We start from the raw sequence: 17,713 nt of genomic DNA on the forward strand, positions 1-17,713 counted from the left end.
TTAGAGTAAAGGCCCTTTATCGCAAAGGGCCTTTATTTTAAGAATCGCTAAATCTAGGGGACTAGTTAAGCACTTGTAAATGAGCACAAATACTAGGTTTCGGGTTCTTGCCACAATAAATATCAAAGCCTTGTTCTAGGCCATTATCATCAGAAACAGCGAGTTTTACACTGGCTGTTTCTTCTAAAAATAATGGACCTTTAAAGACAGTATCTAGGGCAAGTTGTGTATGGCCTTGGGTAATTTCGTCAACGCCATTGCTTGCTAATGCTTGCGCTAAAACGCCAAAGCCATGAGCGATATCGCGTTTTAAACCAAAGAGTTTTGCTAGGGTTTTAGAAATGTGGATAGGGTTATAGTCCCCTGAAATTTTAGCGTAGACTTTACCGCGATTTTTAGGAATCAGCCAATTATCACCAGAGTATGTGTCTTCTAACGTGTTTAGCTCCAAGTTGTTTAATTCTATGCTTGAGTCTGGTTCAGATGTTTTGTTAGCGGGTGGAAATTTTCCTTTCTTAAAGTAGGTGCTGATTTCAGACCAAACAACCTGATTATTCACCGACACAAAAGAGCTGAAGTCGAACTCTAAGCCTTTCTCTGTGATGCGCCATTCTCCTAACTCGCTATCAATTCTGATTACTTCGTTAATTTTAATGGGGCGAATTTGTCTGATTTTATTCTTTAAATGCACCGCGCCTAATAATCCAATAGGGAAGGCTTTGTGAGTTAGCATGTGCATATGCATGCCCCCTGCGAGTACATGAGGATAAAGTAAGGGAAGGTTTGCCTCTTCCTTCAGTCCCAGTGTTTGGCAATAAGCATGGAGTGCTTGAGGGTCTATGTTGATTTGTGACCAACTGGCTTTGATAGCAGGAATACCTACTTCAGGTTTAAAGCCTTTTCTAGGTAAGCATAATGCCTTGATTAAAGGGCTGGCTAAACTGGGTTTTTTATCAAAGTTGAGGGAAACGGAAGAGATATGCATATCCTTGATCAAGTTGGCTTATTTTTTGATTAGGATAATCTTTTTAATGCATAATTTTAAGGCATATAAAGTCATAACACTTATGCAGTAAATCCACAGACCCCTCCACTTAACTTATGAGCGTTATTCAATGGATTTGATACCAAAGCCTTTTGTCATTAAGTGGTGTTTCTTTTGTCAGTAGAGGGTTGGCAAGTTTGAAGATCACTCGATTTTGTAGGTTTGCATTCTCTTTCATTTCGATAATTTGTGGATGCTGGTTAAAAAATCGATCAAACACTCCTGAATGAATAATTTGTTCGAAGCCTTCATTCAAACGTTCCGCTAGGTGTGTATTGCCTTTTTCTACAAAAATATAGCCGGGAGCGGGGTAATAGAGAACGATACTTTTTTCAACGGCTAAGCCCATGTTTGGGTGATTTTTTAACTCTACCCAAGGTTCATGTATTCCTCTTGGAAAATAGTCGACTCGACCATATTGCAGCATTTTATATAAACTATCATGACGACTAGCGCCTTCAGCCAAGAGGTTATTAGCTTTTAATACGGTTAGATCAGGCCACTGAGCTCCTTGAATCGCTTTAAGTTGTTTTAGTTCATCTAGGCTTTGAATATTTGAAAACCTTTGTTGATCCTCTTTTCTAATTAAGAAAACACGGTATCCATAAAGACCTTTTAAAACAGGATAGCGAACCGCCTGCATCCTCTTTTCTCTTTCTTTTGAGGTCATGGATATGAAAACATTGATAGCACCTGAATTAAGTAACGTAATATCTCTTTTTTGCGAATGAATTGTATTGGCAAAGGTGATTTGATAAGGGCCGAATTTTTCTTGAGTGGTTTTAAGTATTAGATCTATCAGCTGGTATTTATAGTTTTGTTTAGGATCAGCAGGAAACAAAACAGGTCGCATTTTTATGATATCTAGAGCAGGCAGTAAAGGAGAAAATAATAAACTAAAAAGGAGTAGAAATTTCATCTTTGATCTCATTAAATGAACTAGGGCATTCCATAATGAATTTAAAGAGTCTGTTCCCAATGAGAGCTCATGGTTTGAGTCATGATAATTAACTATTAACCGACATGAATAAATTGTCAAAAAAAGAGCTTAAGTAAGAGGATGTCGCTCTTTTTACATACTATTTTATTAAGTAAATATATTGCTGTACATAACCCTTTTTATGTCATTTTTGTGCTGATATCTGCGGGAATTAGTTACCTACTCGAAACCAGAGTCTTTCATCCTGTAATGGTGTCTTAGGGGTGAGTAGAGGGTTAGATAGTTTTAATAATGTTCGGTTTTTTATGTTAGCTTGATTTTTCATTTCGACGATTTGTGGGTGGAGGTTGAAAAAGCGATTAAACTCACCAGATTCTATGATATTTTTAAAGCCTTGATTAAGGCGTTTTGCTAATCGAGTATTGTTTCTATTAACAAATATATAGCCAGGGGCAGGGTAATAAAGCATCAAGCTTTTCTCAACCGCTAATGCCATTTCAGGTCTATCTTTAAGTTCTTTCCATGGCTCATGAATACCTCTAGGAAAGTAATCTACTCGACCATGTTCCAGCATTTTATAAAGGCTTTTATGTTGGCTGGTGCTTTCTACTTTGAGGCCGTTGGCTTGTAAAATTTGCAAATCAGGCCAGTGAGAACCCTGTACTCCTGTTAATTGCTGCAATGCTTCTAAGCTCTTAATTTTGCTGAATTTAGCTTGCTCACTTTCCTTAATTAGAAGAACGCGATAACCGTACAAACCTTTAAAGACGGGAAAGCGTATAGCTTGCATTACTTCCTCTCTTGCTTGCGATGTCATAGAAATAAAGACATTAATTTCACCTGACTTTAGCTGGTTGATATCCCGCTTTTGAGAGTGAATGCTATTAGTTATATTAATTTGATATGGGCCAAACTCTGCTGAGGTTCGTTCGAGTAGAAGTTCGAGTAATTGGTACTTATAGCTTGTGGTTGGGTCGCCAGAGTAAAAAATTGGACGCATATTTATGGTATCGACTGCGAATAAGGTGGGCGAGAAGAATAGGCTTAAAAAGAGAAAAAGTTTCATCTTTGGACTCATTAATTAAATTTGATTATTCCATCTTGTAATAAAAGAGTCTGCTTCCGGTGAGAGCTCACAGTTAAGAATTGTGTGTTGTTAACTATTAACGGATAGGCAAGAATTGTCAAAATGAATGGTCTATTTGATTGTATCAGAGGGGAGGGTTTGTTGATTTGCCATAATAAAAAAGCCAGCTAAAGGGCTTTAGCTGGCTGCAAGTAAGATAGAAAACTGTCTTGCTACTATGTTCAATAATAAAAAACTACTCAAGGGAGAAAGGTTACTCTGCGACTTCTTCGGCTTCTGCCTCTTCAGCGCTTTCTTCATTTACTTCAGCTTCTGGCTCTGGTTCTGGTGGATTTAACTTTGCATCCAGTGCGGGTAGAACATCATTATCAAGGAAGATTTCGATATCTTTCATAATGATTTCTTTTACTGCTGAAAGCTCAACTTTGTCTTCACCTTCAAGGGTGCCATAGGACAATATTGAGACTAGCTCTTCGATAATATTGGATAGGTTATCACCTACAGTATCTTTTAATTTAGGTAGGATAATTCCAAGTTGGATTTTAAAAGCGATATCATCAGACATGTTGTTTATTCCTGTTAACTTGTTGATATTAAATACAATTTAAGTTTTTTCTAACAGGTTTTAAAAATCTTAATTCCTGCTAAGTGTTTTCAGTTAACCATGCGATTTTTAGCTTTTCAAACAAACCAATATGAAAAATGTGAATCTTCACACAAACTGTCCATTTGAGAGAATAAACGCCCACAATTTGCAGTTTTCGTGAATTTTAGCAGCATGGTTGTGCAGATAGTGTGAAGTGAATAAGTCTTTTTTAGCTGCAATCAAAAAATGATTAGAGAGCCAAAAGTTAGATCTTAATCAATAAAATAGGAATTGCTGCTCTCTGGATAAGATTAATTGTTTTTATCTTTAACGCTTTTGATTATCTTGTTCGAATGGTCAGGTTTTCTAATTAAGGATGCTTGGCACTTTTTATTTTGAAAGGAAAATCTATGTCTGATTTAAAACAAACCGCAAAAACAGCATTGAGCTTAATGGACCTCACTAGTTTAAATGACTCTGATACCAGTGACACCATTATCAATTTATGCCATCAAGCTAATACACCAGTTGGGCACACTGCTGCTATCTGTATTTATCCTCAGTTTATTATTTTGGCAAAAAAGACTTTAGCTGATTTGGGACTTTCTCACGTTAAAATTGCCACAGTGACCAACTTCCCCATGGGAGTGGCTGATGTCTCTCTAGCGGTTAAGCAAACCCAACAAGCGATTAAGTTAGGGGCAGATGAAGTGGATGTTGTTTTCCCTTACCGCGCTTTGATTCAAGGAGATGAGGCAATTGGTTTTGATTTAGTAAAAGCTTGTAAGGCAGTTTGTGGCGATCAAACCACACTTAAAGTGATTATTGAGTCGGGGGAGTTGAAAACACCTGCCTTGATTCAAAAAGCCAGTGAAATCTCTATTCAAGCAGGTGCTGACTTTATTAAAACCAGTACAGGTAAAGTGTCTGTCAATGCCACATTAGATGCCGCCGAAGTCATGCTCAATGTGATTAAAGAAACAGATACTAATGTTGGCTTTAAAGCGGCTGGTGGCGTAAAAACGGCACAAGATGCTGATGCTTATTTGACCCTAGCGACTGAAATCTTAGGTAAAGATTGGATTCAAGCGTCAAGCTTTCGATTTGGTGCTTCTAGCTTATTAGCTAACCTTCTTAGCGAGCTTGATGTCGAACATGATATTGCTGAAAGTGCTTATTAGTTTCTAAGAAAGGATGCCTTATGAGTTGCCATAGAGAGTCAAAGCTAGCAGACCACTTTATCCCACAAGAAGTCATTCGTAAAAAGCGAGATGGCATGATCCTAAGCCAAGCTGAAATAGCTTACTTTGTCGATGCGATTGCCAAAGAAACGATTAGTGAAGGACAGGTCGCTGCTTTTGCTATGGCAACTTATTTTCAAGGAATGAACATAGAAGAGCGCATCTCGCTAACATGCGCCATGCGTGACTCGGGTGATGTATTAAACTGGCAAGACTTAGCCTTTAATGGACCTGTATTAGATAAGCACAGTACCGGTGGCGTGGGAGATCTAGTGTCTCTTGTGTTAGGACCCATTATTGCGGCTTGTGGCGGTTATGTACCTATGATATCTGGCCGAGGCTTAGGACATACTGGTGGCACGCTGGATAAATTAGATGCTATTCCTGGCTATCAAACTCAGGTTTCAAATCAGGTATTTCGAGACAGTGTCAAAGAGATTGGGCTTGCCATCATAGGTCAATCTGCCAATTTAGCGCCAGCAGATAAGCGCCTTTATGCGACAAGAGATATCACTGCCACCGTCGAATCACTTGATCTGGTGACGGCTTCCATTCTATCTAAGAAATTAGCCTGTGGTTTAGACTCCCTTGTCATGGATGTGAAAACGGGCAGTGGTGCTGTCATGAAAGACCTTGAAAGCTCGATTGAATTAGCAAGGAGTATTTCTGCTGTTGCTAATGGTGCTGGTGTTAAAACCAGCTGCTTGATAACTGACATGTCCCAAGTACTGGCAACAAGCGCTGGTAATGCACTTGAAATAGCAGAAACCATTGCCTTTCTAACGGGGGAGAAAAGAGCTGGGCGTTTGGCCGAAGTGATTTATGCCTTGGCTGATGAAATGCTGCTTATTTCAGGCCTAGCAATGTCTAAGGAAGAGGCAGCTAAAAAACGTATGTTAGCTTTAGATTCAGGCGCAGCGGCACAAAAATTCGCGCAGATGGTAGCCTTCCTTGGTGGGCCAAATGACCTATTAGAGCAGCCAAATAAATACCTGCCTAAAGCTGAGATTATAAAGCCGGTATTCATGTCCGAGTCTGGCTATCTATCAAGCATGGACACCCGAGCAATTGGCATGGCTGTTGTTGACCTTGGCGGTGGTCGCAGTAAAGCGGATGACAAGCTGGACTATAGTGTAGGCTTAAATCAGATCGCTCAACTAGGGCAAAAACTAGACTCTAAAACCCCTCTATGCTTTGTTCATGCAAATAGTGAAGAGGCATTTAGCCGAGCTGCTTTACGGATTAAAGGTGCGATTAAGCTTACTGAAGATGAGCCAAAACCGGTTTCGACTCTTTATAATCTTGAGACTTTAAAATAAATTTGAATCTAATTTAAATTTTTCCTTTTGATTTTTTGTTAACTGTTTTATTTTGTTTTTTAAGTTATTGTTTTATATGAGTTTTGCCTCATCTTATTTGAACTTAACAAAAGGACTTAATATGGCAAAAAATATTATCTTTTTAAATATGTCTGATGACTTAGGTGTAGACGGCCACAAGGCTGTTACTGCACTTAAGTTAAAGCATCCTGATTCAAAGTATTTGCATACACCTAGAGTAACTGAGATCGATATAGTGGGCTTTTATCGTGCTTTTGTTAATGGGCCTCAGGATGCCGCTTTTAATCGACAACGAAATGATTTAAAGAATAAATGTAAAGGGGCGACAGAAGTAATGTTGTCGATACACGGCCCCATGACAAGTACGGATTATGGCCTGATTCGATCGACTAATCCTGCAAATCCAGATGAAAGAGTCACAGTTAGGCAATTAGCAGAGTTATTGTTAATGCTGTTTATTCCTAAGGTAAATTATAACTTTACTTTAGTCATGTGTTTTGGGGCTCGCAGTTCCCAATATCGATTAGATCATCAAAATTTAGACTTGATAGATTGGACAAATAGTTTCGCCTATAAGCTTTTTGATAGTATTAGCCCTAGACGTCAAGTCAGAATGACAGCCAGAACTGGTGAATTAAGTTTTAATACCGTCACAGGCAAGTCTGAAGTTCAAACCGAGCTAGCAATTCAAGGCACACTTGATAATCAGCGTATTGGACAAGAGGCTGCTGTTATCCAATCATTAGCTTGGTGGGGACAAAACCTAGGACGCTTAATGAATGGGCCTCAAGCGAAGCAGGGCTTTGTAATAGCATTGGAAACCGCAAGAAGAAATCAGTCGCCAGCGACAGTTTTAAATCAATTACGAACCTTGAATAGAGCACCAGGACTTTCACCGCTGGACCCAGATAGAGGAAGGCTTATGGCGTATTTAGGGCATACCATTCGTCTTACTGAGGCATCTAGTCGGCAGAGTGATCCCGTTCAGGGGAAATATGGCAAACTTGTTTACTCCAATGTGCCGCCTTTAGGAAACATTATTATCGCCAAGTATCCAAACCCTATGATGGTTCATCCAAAGTACAATGGGCATGTCTCGGTAATTCCGAATGATTTCCTGCAGAAACTCGTTAAGTAAGAGGGTGAGAGAAGGCCAATAGGAATTTCTTATTGGCCTGATTTAGACTATCAATTTCTTATTTTCAATAATATTTATTAATCTACTCCTTGTCGAAACACAACGCCAATTGAGGCGATCGAAACAAATACCGCAAGCGTCTTTTAAAGCTAGCTTGTTATGAAATCAACAAAAACTGAATAGAAACGATAATTATTTTTGGAGCAAGAAATGACAACATCTTTGATCAATACACAAATTAAACCTTTCAATGCATCTGCTTTTAAAGCAGGTGATTTCATCGAAGTATCTGATAAAGACTTAGAAGGTAAGTGGTCAGTTTTCTTCTTCTACCCAGCTGACTTCACTTTTGTCTGCCCAACAGAACTAGGTGATATTGCTGATAACTATGTTGAGTTTGAAAAGCGTGGTGTAGAGGTTTACTCAGTATCGACTGATACGCACTTCACTCACAAAGCGTGGCACGATTCTTCTGATACTATCGGTAAGATCCAATACACCATGATTGGTGATCCAACAGGTGCCATCACTCGTAACTTCCAAGTTATGCGTGAAGAGCAAGGTCTTGCTGACCGTGGTACTTTCTTGGTTGATCCAAATGGCATCATCCAAGCAATGGAAATTACCGCAGAAGGCATTGGTCGTGACGCACAAGATCTACTTCGTAAAGTAAAAGCCGCTCAATACGTAGCAGCTCATCCAGGTGAAGTTTGCCCAGCGAAATGGAAAGAAGGTGAAGAAACACTAGCGCCATCTTTAGATCTAGTTGGTAAAATCTAAGACTAGCATCTGATAAAATAAAGCCCGCCTAGGAGACTAGGCGGGCTTTTTGGTTTTTTAGATTGGTGATGACTTTGCCTAAATAATATTTGTGGAAAGCAGGTGCTTATTTCTAATATCATGAAAAAGCTTCCATGCTAATAAGGCGTTTATAGTAAAGTCTCAAGATTGGAAAAAACTTTAAATGGAGAGAGGCATTTGTATCAAGTAGTAGAAAAAGTTGTTTCGGTTGATGACTTTCTGAGATTAAGAGAAGTGTCTGGTTTAGCTCCTAGACCTTATGAGGCTGCTAAACGTGCTTTGCCTAATAGCCTTTTTGGTGTGCATATTTGCATTGATAACAAGGTTGTTGGTATGGGTCGTGTTGTAGGTGATGGTGCACTTAACTTTGAAGTAGTCGATATTGCTGTTCAACCTGATTTTCAAGGTAATGGATTAGGCCGTCTAATTATGCAAAGTATCATGGACTATTTGGATAGGGATGCCCCAAAAGGCGCTTATATAACCCTTATGGCAGATGTCCCCGAGTTATATAAAAAGTTTGGTTTTGAATTGAGCCGACCAGAAAGTGAAGGTATGTGTATCGTTAAGCAATAAGCTTATTAGCTATCAAAGCTTTTCATAGACGTTGCTTTTATTAATTAGCCTCGCTGTTTAGCGGGGCTTTTTAGTCTTTTAAGAGCTTGAATCTAGAGTCACAAAACGCTGTAAATCTTACCAAATAGCATTTTCCTATTGATGGTATTTAATCTATCAATTTCACTGTTTTGATTGTTTTTATTAATCTAATTGCATGACTTAAGTGCATCTCTTTATTGAGCGAATTTAGTAGAGAGTCACTTTGAAACAAACAAATTATGTAACAGAAGATAAGAGGAAATAAGCATGTTGGATCAATCAATTAAAACTCAGTTATCAGCTTACTTAACAAAAATCATTCGCCCGGTGAGCATTCGTGTCAATCTAGATAACTCTGATAAATCGACAGAGCTGGTTGAGCTAGCAAGAGAAATTGCAGGAATGTCTGACCAGATTAGTTTGCTTGAAACGCAACTAGACACAGAACGCGCGCCTTTAATGTCCATTCAACCTGCCAATGAAGAAGCGGCAAGGGTTGCTTTTGCGGGCATTCCAATGGGTCATGAGTTTACCTCTTTAGTATTGGCCTTGTTGCAAGCGGGTGGACACCCAGCAAAAGAAGAGCAAGCGATTCTAGATCAGATTCTTTTACTAGAAGGTGAGATTAAACTGGAAACTTATATTTCTCTCTCCTGCCAGAATTGTCCTGAAGTTGTTCAAGCGCTTAACTTGATGTCTGTGCTAAATCCAAATATTAGCCACACCATGATAGACGGTGCCTTGTTCCCGAAAGAGGTGGAAGAGCGCAACATTTTAGCGGTACCAGCTGTCTTCGCTAACGGTGAGTTATTCGGACAAGGACGTATGACCTTGGCAGAAATCGTAAACAAATTAGATACAGGTGCTGAGAAGAAACAAGCAGAGGCACTATCGAAAAAAGAAGTTTATGAAGTGCTTGTTGTGGGTGGTGGGCCAGCGGGTTCTGCAGCGGCCATTTATGCTGCTCGTAAAGGGATTCGTACCGGCGTTGTGGCAGAGCGTTTTGGCGGACAAGTCAGTGATACCATGGCGATAGAGAACTTTATTTCGGTGAAAGCAACCGATGGCCCTAAGCTTGTCGCAAACCTTGAGCAGCACGTTTTAGATTACGATGTTGACCTGGTTAAAACCCAAAGAGCAGCCAATATTGTCAGTGCTCAAGAGAGTGATTCTGGTTTAGTTGAAGTGACGCTAGAAAGTGGCGCTGTGCTAAAAAGCCGATCAGTTATCTTGGCGACAGGGGCGCGCTGGCGTGAAATGAACGTGCCAGGGGAAGCCGAATACAAGGGGAAAGGCGTGGCTTACTGCCCACACTGTGATGGCCCATTATTCAAAGGCAAAAAAGTGGCTGTCGTTGGGGGTGGTAACTCTGGGATAGAAGCTGCAATTGATCTTGCTGGCATAGTGGAGCATGTGACTGTGTTGGAGTTTTCTGATGTGTTGCGTGCCGATGAAGTCTTGTTACAAAAAGCACGCTCTTTAAGCAATGTGACCATCATCAAAAATGCAGCAACAACTGAGGTGCTAGGTGACGGCTCAAGAGTCAATGGCCTAACTTACATAGATAGATTAACTGGCGACTCTCATAAAGTAGTGCTTGCGGGTATCTTTGTTCAGATAGGGTTGTTGCCGAATACTGATTTCTTAAAAGGCAGTGTTGATTTATCTGATCGAGGTGAGATCGAAATTGATGCGCGAGGCCAGACGTCTATGTCAGGTGTATTTGCTGCTGGGGATGTAACAACGACACCCTACAAGCAAATCATTATCGCCATGGGAGCAGGCGCTACTTCTGCATTGAGTGCCTTCGATCACTTAATTCGAACTTCAGTACCTTTGGCTGAGACTGAAGAAGCCGTGGCTTAACATCCGTTATCAATAACAAAGCGCACTCAATGTTTATTGCATTGACGTGCGCTTTTTTTGTTTTTAAACGTGTTAGAAGCTATTTTTGAAGGTTCTATCTACTTCTATGCTTTTACTTCTTTCAGTAACCAATCTTTAAAACGCTGACAGTTACTATTGTTTATCCCTTTTCGTATCGCTATATAATAATTTTTAGCGACAAGTGGCTCGGTTGAGGCTTTTACTAGCCTGCCCGATTTGAGCTCTTCATCGATAAAGTAACTTGGCAATACTGTTACGCCCAAACCATGCAAAGCAGCATCAAGTAAAAATTGGAAATGTTCAAAATGTTGAGATGAGATTCCTGCTATTTCAGCTTGACTTAATCCAATTGATTTTAACCATATTTGCGTTGAAGAGAGGTCACAAGAAACATCTTGAGCCATATGATGTAGTAGTGGATATTTTAAAATATCCTCACGTTTAGAGATTGGACCATATTGTTGCAACAGGTCTGGTGTACATACCGCGTACATTTTTGGGCACATCAAAAATGTCGAATCAAACTCAGGCCAACGACCATCTCCGTATAGAATTGCGAGATCAAACCCCTGCTGTGCCTCGTAAAGGTTTTTCATTTCAGTTACAAAATCTAATGATACTTCAGGATGCGCTTTTTTAAAGTCGTCGATTAGCGGTAACAACCAGCGAGCTGTTAATGATGGTTCTGCACCAATACGTAATTGTGTTTGCCTACTTGCTTTCAAGTTGACGGTTGCAGCATTGAGTAAGGCCATATATTTAGTTACTTGAGCGGCATATTCCAACCCACCTTCAGTCAAAATTAAACGCTGTTTAACTCTTAGAAATAAACTGCAGCCGAGCTGCTGTTCAAGCCGCTTAATTTGTCGGCTGACTGCACTTTGTGTCAGGCAAAGTTCATCCGCTGCCAGAGTGACACTCAAATGACGAGCTGTCGCTTCAAAACAACTTAATGCAATCGTGGAAGGTAGATGACTATTGTTCATAGTTTATTACATATTGGAATGAACTATGAAGAATAAGTCAATATTCACAGGGAAACAAGGAAGGTATCTTGAGTTTATCCAATAATAATAATCAATGGTGTTCTACATGCTCAAACAATCGAATCAGGATATGCGCAACGACCTCGCTGCTGCTTATCAGCTGCTCAACTACTATGGGTGGAGTGATCAAATTTTCACTCATATTTCCGTTAAATTAGAAGGTCAAGAAAATGCATTCTTGATCAATGAATACGGTCTATTACCTGAAGAGGTAACGAGCCGTAACTTAGTCGAAATAGATATTCATGGAAACAAACTGAGTGATAAAAACCCTGAAGTAAACCCAGCTGGTTTTACTATACACAGTGCCATTCACAGCTCATGTGAAGGGGCGACTTGTGTCATTCACACTCATACTCAAGCGGGAATGGCCATTGCGGCGACCCAAGAGGGTTTGTTACCTATTAATCAGACTAATATGGCTTTCTACAACAAGGTTTCTTATTACGATTATGAAGGTATTCCGATTGACTTAGCGGCTCGACAACGAATTGTTGATGCTATGGGGAATAACAACTGCATGATACTGCGTAATCACGGTCTTCTGACAACAGGTCGATCAGTTGCAGAAGCGTTTTTTAATATGTATTACCTGAATGCTGCTTGTGAAATTCAATTGCAAGCACAAAGTACAGGTCAAGCTCTTATTATTCCTAGCGAGCAAGACTGCCTATTTACTGCGGAGCAATTCGCGAATAAGGCCTATCATAATCAGAGTGTAGATTTGTTTTGGCAGGCTCAATTACGTCGTTTAGAGCGAATAAATTGCCACTACAAAGACTCGTGATTTAGTCACTATTCTCCTCACTTAATTGAATTAAGTGTGCTCATAAAACCAACAATAATTATAATTTTAAGGAGTATTGTATGTCTAATCAGCCATCAGAAAATCCGATAAATAGACCTGTAACGACTAAATACACTGCATCACAATTATCAAAATTTCTAATCCCTACTATTCTTGGCATTTTGCTTTTTTTAACCCCAGTCAGTGTTGATGGTAAATTTACCATCACCATCGCTCTGTTAATTGATTATATCAACACTGTAATCAAGCCTATGATGGTTCCTGCAACCGCCGCCGCTGCCATTATCCCAACTATCTTTACTTTAATTGTTTCTTATAGTCCGTTAAAAAACAGTTCAAGCGCATTTATAAAGCTGTTTAACCCTGGAACTGGTTGGGTGATTTTACGTGTGATTGGTGCGGTATTAATGGCGATGACTTATTTCCAAGTCGGTCCAGAATGGGTGTGGCACCGTAATACTGGCGGGGTAATGCTTTATGATGTAGGTCCCGTTGTTATTGCGATCTATTTCCTATCTGCTGTGCTACTACCTTTGTTAACCGACTATGGTTTGATGGAGTTTGTCGGTAGCTTACTCGCGAAGGTTTTTGAGAAATGCTTCCGTTTACCAGGACGTGCTGCGATTGACTGTACTGCCTCTTGGTTATCTGCTTCAAGTGTTGGCATTATTCTGACAACTCAGCAATACAAGGAAGGCTATTATTCTTCTCGAGAAGCCTGCACTATAGCGACAAATTTCTCTATTGTTTCAATTGCTTACTCTTATTTATTATTAAGTCTTATAGGCATGAAAGGCTATTTTATTGAATGGTATTTATCGGTTGTGGTGACAGGTATTATTTGCGCTATAGTTGTGCCAAAGCTTCCACCATTACGTAATAAAGCACATCAATACAACCCTGAAGTAGGACGCCAGTTAAATACGGATAAACTGGAAGGAGAGAGTGCTTTTGCGACGGGTTTAAGACTAGCTGTAGAGCGTGCGGATAATGCTAGCTCTGTGTTTACTTTGATCAAGCGAGGCATCTTAGTCTCAGTTGATTTGATAATCACAATTTACCCAGCAATGATGGTAATAGGTTGTACAGGCCTTGCTGTCATTGAATTTACTAATGTTTTTCAAACATTATCTTTGCCATTAGTCCCTTACTTACAGCTTTTACAACTGCCCGAAGCAGAGCTTGCTGCCACAGCCTTACTAGCTGGTCTTGTTGATAGCATCATGCCAACACTACTTGGCGCTAGCATTGAAAGTGAGGTCACACGCTTTGTACTTGCAGGTGTTGCTGTCACTCAGATTATATACTTTACCGAAGTCGCTATTGTCTTAGTACGTGCAAAAATAGGTTTAAACCTATTGGATCTACTCGCTATTTATGTTCTTAGGGTTGTTATTTCTTTACCTATCCTCGCCTTTTTTGGCCATTGGTTAGTGGGCTAACACCTTCACAAAGAGCGGTTACTAATGTGCTGGTATGCCGCTCGCTTCACCATTTTTTTGACAATCACTTCTTGGGAAATTTTTATGTCTGCCAATCTATCGCCTCAGTCTGTTCGCTTAAGTGCAGATATTGTTCTAAAAAATGCTCATATTTATACCGTAGATCCACAACAGCCATGGAGTCAGGCTGTAGCGATTAAAAATGGTACCTTTTTAGCTGTGGGTAATGATCAGGATATGCAGGCCCATATCGATGAATACACTCAGGTAATTGACCTTGAAGGTCAGTTTATTATGCCAGGTATTTACGATATGCATACTCACCCTGATCTCGCTTTGGCACCCAGTTATGCTGGTTATTTAGACATTGCAATTCCCGACCCAACACCTGAGCAAGTTGAACGGGCAATATTAGATTATGCGACTCAAAACCCTGATAAAGAGTGGGTCTATGGATCTTACTTTGTTCGTTACACTTTCAAACAAGCAGGGATAGTTGCGGACCGTCATTGGCTAGATAGCATAATCAGCGATAGACCTGTGGCCATCTTGGATCGTTCATGGGGTTGTATGTTAGTAAATAGCAAAGCATTAGAGTTAGCGGGAATTACAGCGGATACTTTAGATCCCAAACATGGCTACATTGAACGTGATAGTTTGACGGGCGAGGCCAATGGCATCCTAGTTGATGGCGCCTACGCGATGATTCATGCTGCTATGCCTCCAACCCCGCAACATGCTCTAGAACGTGCTTATCGCGAAGGGCTTCATTATCAATCGTCTCGTGGTGTGGTGGGTACTAAGTATGTACATGTTTGTGAGCATCGTCTTAATGCACTTCGTGCAATTGATCAAAAAGGCAAACTAAGTGCCCGTATCGAAGCGGCTATTAGTTGGCAAGATGATATCTTCCCTGTGAAGCGTCGCTGGGAACTATTGGCTGGTGAGCGTCATTTTTATCGTAGTAATCGTCTCAATGCGAATGCGGTTAAATTTCACTTTGATGGCACGCATGAATCAAAATCTTCTTATCTATCGACGCCATGGCCTGGCGAAAGTGAATGGCGTGGACACTTAAACTTAACGCCTGAACATATTAAAGACATGGTTGTGGACATGGACCGTAAAAACATACGTGTCATTGCTCATTGTACTGGTGATGGTGCTTCAGATATTTTCCTTGATGCAGTAGCTGCCGCTAGAGAGGCGAACCCAAACGGTAAAATAAGCCATCAATGCGCTCATAGTACTAGCTTACTTGATAAAAATTTACCGCGTTTTAAATCGTTAAATGTCACTGCTGAGTTTTCCCCAGTTGGTTGGTTTCCTTCATCCTTTGCTAACGCCCGATCTGTATTCGGAGAAGAAAGAATGCAACGCGCTTACAATTTTAAAGGTGTCTTAGGTGAAGGGGGGAATGCTGTCATGGGCACAGATTGGCCTGTTTCGAGTCTTAATCCTTGGATAGGGTTTGAAGCCATGATTACACGACAAAATCCTCGTACAGATGATAATGAAACCTTCTACGGACAGGGAATAGAGCTTGATGAAGCGATAAAAGTCATGACAATCAATGGCGCAAAGTCGATGAATATAGACAATATAGCAGGGAACATTTGCGCAGGTAAATCTGCTGATTTGATCTTACTTGATCGCAACCCTTTCTCCTCACCTGCCAGGGGTAACCTTCATGGAACTAATGTTTTATTAACGCTAATAGAAGGGCAAGTTAGCTGGGATTCTCAAGGTTTGTTTGCAAACACTCCTTTACAGGCAATATGGCAAGCACCTGCGCCTAACTTTGATTACTAAGGAGCGACTTATGGCATATTCAGTTGATAAAAAAGTACCAGTGACCATTATAAGTGGGTTCTTAGGTGCTGGTAAAACGACGCTTCTTAACCATATTTTAAGCATAGATACAGGCAAGAGAATGGCTGTAATGGTGAATGATTTTGGTGCGATTAATATTGATAGTAAGCTGATAGTTAGTCAAACTCAAACCACGATCAATCTCGCTAATGGCTGTGTTTGTTGTACCGTTGAAGGTGATTTAATTGTTCAACTTAACGCTCTTCTTCGTGACCGAGTAGCAGGGCCTGAGCATATTTTAATTGAAGCGAGTGGGATTTCTAACCCTAGCAAAATTGCATCGACAGTACGTTATCCAGAATTTCGTGATCATTTATATATCGATAGCATTATTTCAGTATTAGATGCGGCACAGTTTGATAACTTAGAAGGCGACATGGCTCAGCTTGCCTGTGAGCAGTTGGATGTGGCCGATATTATTGTTATCAATAAAACGGATATTATTAGCAGTGAAGCGCTTCAGAATTTAAAACAAAAGTGGCTCTACCCTAAAGCCCGCATTATAGAAACGAGTTACGCGAAAGTGCCATTAGCGCTTTTGTTCGATCTCGTTCCACAAACTAGTTCTACCTTAAGTGGTGAGATTTCTATAAATTGTGATCATTCAGATCATGATAGCGCTGCTGTGATACCTCATAGTGAATTGTTTAATAGCTGGAGTTGGATAAGCGAAAAAGCCCTTAATTTAGATACGTTAAAGCGGGTGTTGTATTCATTACCAACACAGGTTTATCGCGCTAAGGGGGTGTGCTATTTAAGTGAGTTCCCTCAAACCGCCTGCAGCTTGCATCTAGTGGGCAGTCGTGTCGAGCTTTCTCCATTATATGATTGGGTTGAGAATACTAAAAAAACCGAATTGGTTTTTATCAGCCTTGCTAAAGCTTTGGATGTTGAGCAATTAAAAGTGAGTTTAGAAAGCTGTATTAGCTAGCCTTGCAATGTAAAAGAGAGAGTTTTTTCTCATTTTGTCTTAACTCATAGAAAAGCGCACTTAATGTTATTGCATTGACGTGCGCTTTTTTTCGGCCTTTTTAAATACAGATGAAATGCTTTGCACTAATTCACTGGCGAGGTTGGTTGAGTGGGTTATCTCTGTCGAGATTACCTTCTGAGTCAGGGATAAAGTCTCTAGGGATTGCAGACGGTTTTCATTCACTAGGGAAGCGGGCAGAAGGGCGATGCCTAATCCTGCTTCAGCCGCTGCCACTAGGTTTTCTAATACAGGGCTCTCAAAACTGGTTTTAAAGACTCGTTTGCTCTCTTTCATGCTTTGCTTGGCAATGTCTTTAATTATGCAGTCTTGCTCGAAACTTGCTAAAGGTATCTCTTCATAAGCCTTTAGATCAAAACCGTGGGGGGCTGCCCAAACTAAGGGCTCAATCCAAAGGGAGCTTGCGCTTGTTTTGGCGCCTTCCCCTGTCACTATCGCAATATCAATTTCTTCACTGTTTACTCGTTTACGCAAATTACGGCTTGAATCACAGATTACCTTGGCATCTAACAAGGGGAGTTCGCTTTTTAGCAGGGGCATGAAATGACGAATGAAGTCTTGAGCATAATCACTTGGGATACCAAAGACGAGATGGCTTTTTTCTTCTTTTACGGTAAGTGCCTGCACCGCTTGATGATTAAGGCTAAGCAGTTGCTCGCTGTAACTTAATAGTTTTATGCCTGCTTGGGTGAGTTTTAAGTCTTGGTTGCTACGAATCAATAACTGTTTGCCAGTGACTTCTTCCAAACGTTTAAGCTGCATGCTCACAGCACCTTGGGAGCGAGAAACTGTTTCGGCTGCTAACTTTAATTGGCCTGTTTTGACTATGGCCACAAAGGTTCTAAGTAGGTCTAAATCTAAAATAGGGGACATAGGTTTCTCTGGTTTTATC

The 17,713-nt window shown here is 40.4% G+C and carries 16 protein-coding genes; 10 read left to right on the forward strand and 6 right to left on the reverse strand.

The window, feature by feature from the left end:
• Nucleotides 1–61 precede the first annotated feature (61 nt).
• From Q0A08_RS21955 to Q0A08_RS21970, 4 genes are all read right to left on the reverse strand, one after another.
• Nucleotides 62–985 carry a MaoC/PaaZ C-terminal domain-containing protein gene (locus Q0A08_RS21955; protein WP_438463645.1) on the reverse strand — a complete coding sequence of 308 codons (924 nt, stop codon included), beginning with the start codon at nt 983–985 and terminating at the stop codon, nt 62–64.
• 127 nt (nt 986–1,112) lie between these two features.
• The gene (locus tag Q0A08_RS21960) at nt 1,113–1,964 is read right to left on the reverse strand and encodes a substrate-binding periplasmic protein (protein WP_438463646.1); all 852 of its coding nucleotides are present in this window, start codon (nt 1,962–1,964) and stop codon (nt 1,113–1,115) included.
• A gap of 232 nt (nt 1,965–2,196) precedes the next feature.
• The gene (locus Q0A08_RS21965; RefSeq protein ID WP_438463648.1) at nt 2,197–3,051 is read right to left on the reverse strand and encodes a hypothetical protein; all 855 of its coding nucleotides are present in this window, start codon (nt 3,049–3,051) and stop codon (nt 2,197–2,199) included.
• Between the two features lie 274 nt (nt 3,052–3,325).
• On the reverse strand, nt 3,326–3,637 hold the full coding sequence (locus tag Q0A08_RS21970; protein ID WP_438463649.1) for a hypothetical protein: 312 nt from the start codon (nt 3,635–3,637) through the stop codon (nt 3,326–3,328).
• 431 nt (nt 3,638–4,068) lie between these two features.
• Between Q0A08_RS21970 and deoC the strand changes: the two genes are divergently transcribed.
• The 6 genes from deoC (at nt 4,069) to ahpF (ending at nt 10,641) form a co-directional block, all read left to right on the forward strand.
• Entirely contained in the window at nt 4,069–4,839 is a 771-nt protein-coding gene (gene deoC, locus Q0A08_RS21975; protein WP_438463650.1) for a deoxyribose-phosphate aldolase, read from the forward strand.
• A gap of 20 nt (nt 4,840–4,859) precedes the next feature.
• A complete protein-coding gene (gene deoA / locus Q0A08_RS21980) occupies nt 4,860–6,218 on the forward strand; it encodes a thymidine phosphorylase (protein ID WP_438463651.1) in 1,359 nt (452 codons plus the stop codon).
• 121 nt (nt 6,219–6,339) lie between these two features.
• A complete protein-coding gene (locus Q0A08_RS21985; protein ID WP_438463653.1) occupies nt 6,340–7,377 on the forward strand; it encodes a hypothetical protein in 1,038 nt (345 codons plus the stop codon).
• A gap of 222 nt (nt 7,378–7,599) precedes the next feature.
• Nucleotides 7,600–8,157: an alkyl hydroperoxide reductase subunit C gene (gene ahpC / locus Q0A08_RS21990; protein WP_438467684.1), complete on the forward strand. Its 558-nt coding sequence runs from the start codon at nt 7,600–7,602 to the stop codon at nt 8,155–8,157.
• A 198-nt stretch (nt 8,158–8,355) separates the two neighbouring features.
• Nucleotides 8,356–8,754 carry a GNAT family N-acetyltransferase gene (locus Q0A08_RS21995; RefSeq protein WP_438463654.1) on the forward strand — a complete coding sequence of 133 codons (399 nt, stop codon included), beginning with the start codon at nt 8,356–8,358 and terminating at the stop codon, nt 8,752–8,754.
• Between the two features lie 288 nt (nt 8,755–9,042).
• Nucleotides 9,043–10,641 carry an alkyl hydroperoxide reductase subunit F gene (ahpF, locus tag Q0A08_RS22000; RefSeq protein WP_438463655.1) on the forward strand — a complete coding sequence of 533 codons (1,599 nt, stop codon included), beginning with the start codon at nt 9,043–9,045 and terminating at the stop codon, nt 10,639–10,641.
• A 104-nt stretch (nt 10,642–10,745) separates the two neighbouring features.
• Here ahpF and Q0A08_RS22005 read toward each other — a convergent pair whose 3' ends face one another.
• Nucleotides 10,746–11,648: a LysR substrate-binding domain-containing protein gene (locus Q0A08_RS22005; protein ID WP_438463656.1), complete on the reverse strand. Its 903-nt coding sequence runs from the start codon at nt 11,646–11,648 to the stop codon at nt 10,746–10,748.
• A gap of 106 nt (nt 11,649–11,754) precedes the next feature.
• Between Q0A08_RS22005 and Q0A08_RS22010 the strand changes: the two genes are divergently transcribed.
• The 4 genes from Q0A08_RS22010 (at nt 11,755) to Q0A08_RS22025 (ending at nt 16,761) form a co-directional block, all read left to right on the forward strand.
• Nucleotides 11,755–12,495, forward strand: a complete 741-nt coding sequence (locus Q0A08_RS22010; RefSeq protein WP_438463658.1) for a class II aldolase/adducin family protein — start codon at nt 11,755–11,757, stop codon at nt 12,493–12,495.
• Between the two features lie 80 nt (nt 12,496–12,575).
• Nucleotides 12,576–13,958 carry a YjiH family protein gene (locus tag Q0A08_RS22015; protein WP_438463659.1) on the forward strand — a complete coding sequence of 461 codons (1,383 nt, stop codon included), beginning with the start codon at nt 12,576–12,578 and terminating at the stop codon, nt 13,956–13,958.
• A gap of 84 nt (nt 13,959–14,042) precedes the next feature.
• Nucleotides 14,043–15,770: an amidohydrolase gene (locus Q0A08_RS22020; RefSeq protein ID WP_438463661.1), complete on the forward strand. Its 1,728-nt coding sequence runs from the start codon at nt 14,043–14,045 to the stop codon at nt 15,768–15,770.
• A gap of 10 nt (nt 15,771–15,780) precedes the next feature.
• Nucleotides 15,781–16,761 (forward strand): CobW family GTP-binding protein, encoded by a 981-nt coding sequence (locus tag Q0A08_RS22025; protein WP_438463662.1) that lies wholly within the window; start codon nt 15,781–15,783, stop codon nt 16,759–16,761.
• A gap of 66 nt (nt 16,762–16,827) precedes the next feature.
• Here the strand turns inward: Q0A08_RS22025 and Q0A08_RS22030 are convergent, their stop codons facing one another.
• Nucleotides 16,828–17,694, reverse strand: a complete 867-nt coding sequence (locus Q0A08_RS22030; RefSeq protein ID WP_438463663.1) for a LysR family transcriptional regulator — start codon at nt 17,692–17,694, stop codon at nt 16,828–16,830.
• Between the last annotated feature and the right edge of the window lie 19 nt (nt 17,695–17,713).

Source organism: Marinomonas sp. PE14-40, from assembly GCF_051623805.1.
GTDB lineage: Bacteria > Pseudomonadota > Gammaproteobacteria > Pseudomonadales > Marinomonadaceae > Marinomonas.

Bases quoted from the DNA above. Each gene is read 5' to 3' on its own strand.
- Q0A08_RS21955 (WP_438463645.1), bottom strand. From the start codon at position 985: ATGCATATCTCTTCCGTTTCCCTCAACTTTGATAAAAAACCCAGTTTA.
- Q0A08_RS21960 (WP_438463646.1), bottom strand. From the start codon at position 1,964: ATGAAATTTCTACTCCTTTTTAGTTTATTATTTTCTCCTTTACTGCCT.
- Q0A08_RS21965 (WP_438463648.1), bottom strand. From the start codon at position 3,051: ATGAAACTTTTTCTCTTTTTAAGCCTATTCTTCTCGCCCACCTTATTC.
- Q0A08_RS21970 (WP_438463649.1), bottom strand. From the start codon at position 3,637: ATGTCTGATGATATCGCTTTTAAAATCCAACTTGGAATTATCCTACCT.
- deoC (WP_438463650.1), top strand. From the start codon at position 4,069: ATGTCTGATTTAAAACAAACCGCAAAAACAGCATTGAGCTTAATGGAC.
- deoA (WP_438463651.1), top strand. From the start codon at position 4,860: ATGAGTTGCCATAGAGAGTCAAAGCTAGCAGACCACTTTATCCCACAA.
- Q0A08_RS21985 (WP_438463653.1), top strand. From the start codon at position 6,340: ATGGCAAAAAATATTATCTTTTTAAATATGTCTGATGACTTAGGTGTA.
- ahpF (WP_438463655.1), top strand. From the start codon at position 9,043: ATGTTGGATCAATCAATTAAAACTCAGTTATCAGCTTACTTAACAAAA.
- Q0A08_RS22005 (WP_438463656.1), bottom strand. From the start codon at position 11,648: ATGAACAATAGTCATCTACCTTCCACGATTGCATTAAGTTGTTTTGAA.
- Q0A08_RS22010 (WP_438463658.1), top strand. From the start codon at position 11,755: ATGCTCAAACAATCGAATCAGGATATGCGCAACGACCTCGCTGCTGCT.
- Q0A08_RS22015 (WP_438463659.1), top strand. From the start codon at position 12,576: ATGTCTAATCAGCCATCAGAAAATCCGATAAATAGACCTGTAACGACT.
- Q0A08_RS22020 (WP_438463661.1), top strand. From the start codon at position 14,043: ATGTCTGCCAATCTATCGCCTCAGTCTGTTCGCTTAAGTGCAGATATT.
- Q0A08_RS22025 (WP_438463662.1), top strand. From the start codon at position 15,781: ATGGCATATTCAGTTGATAAAAAAGTACCAGTGACCATTATAAGTGGG.
- Q0A08_RS22030 (WP_438463663.1), bottom strand. From the start codon at position 17,694: ATGTCCCCTATTTTAGATTTAGACCTACTTAGAACCTTTGTGGCCATA.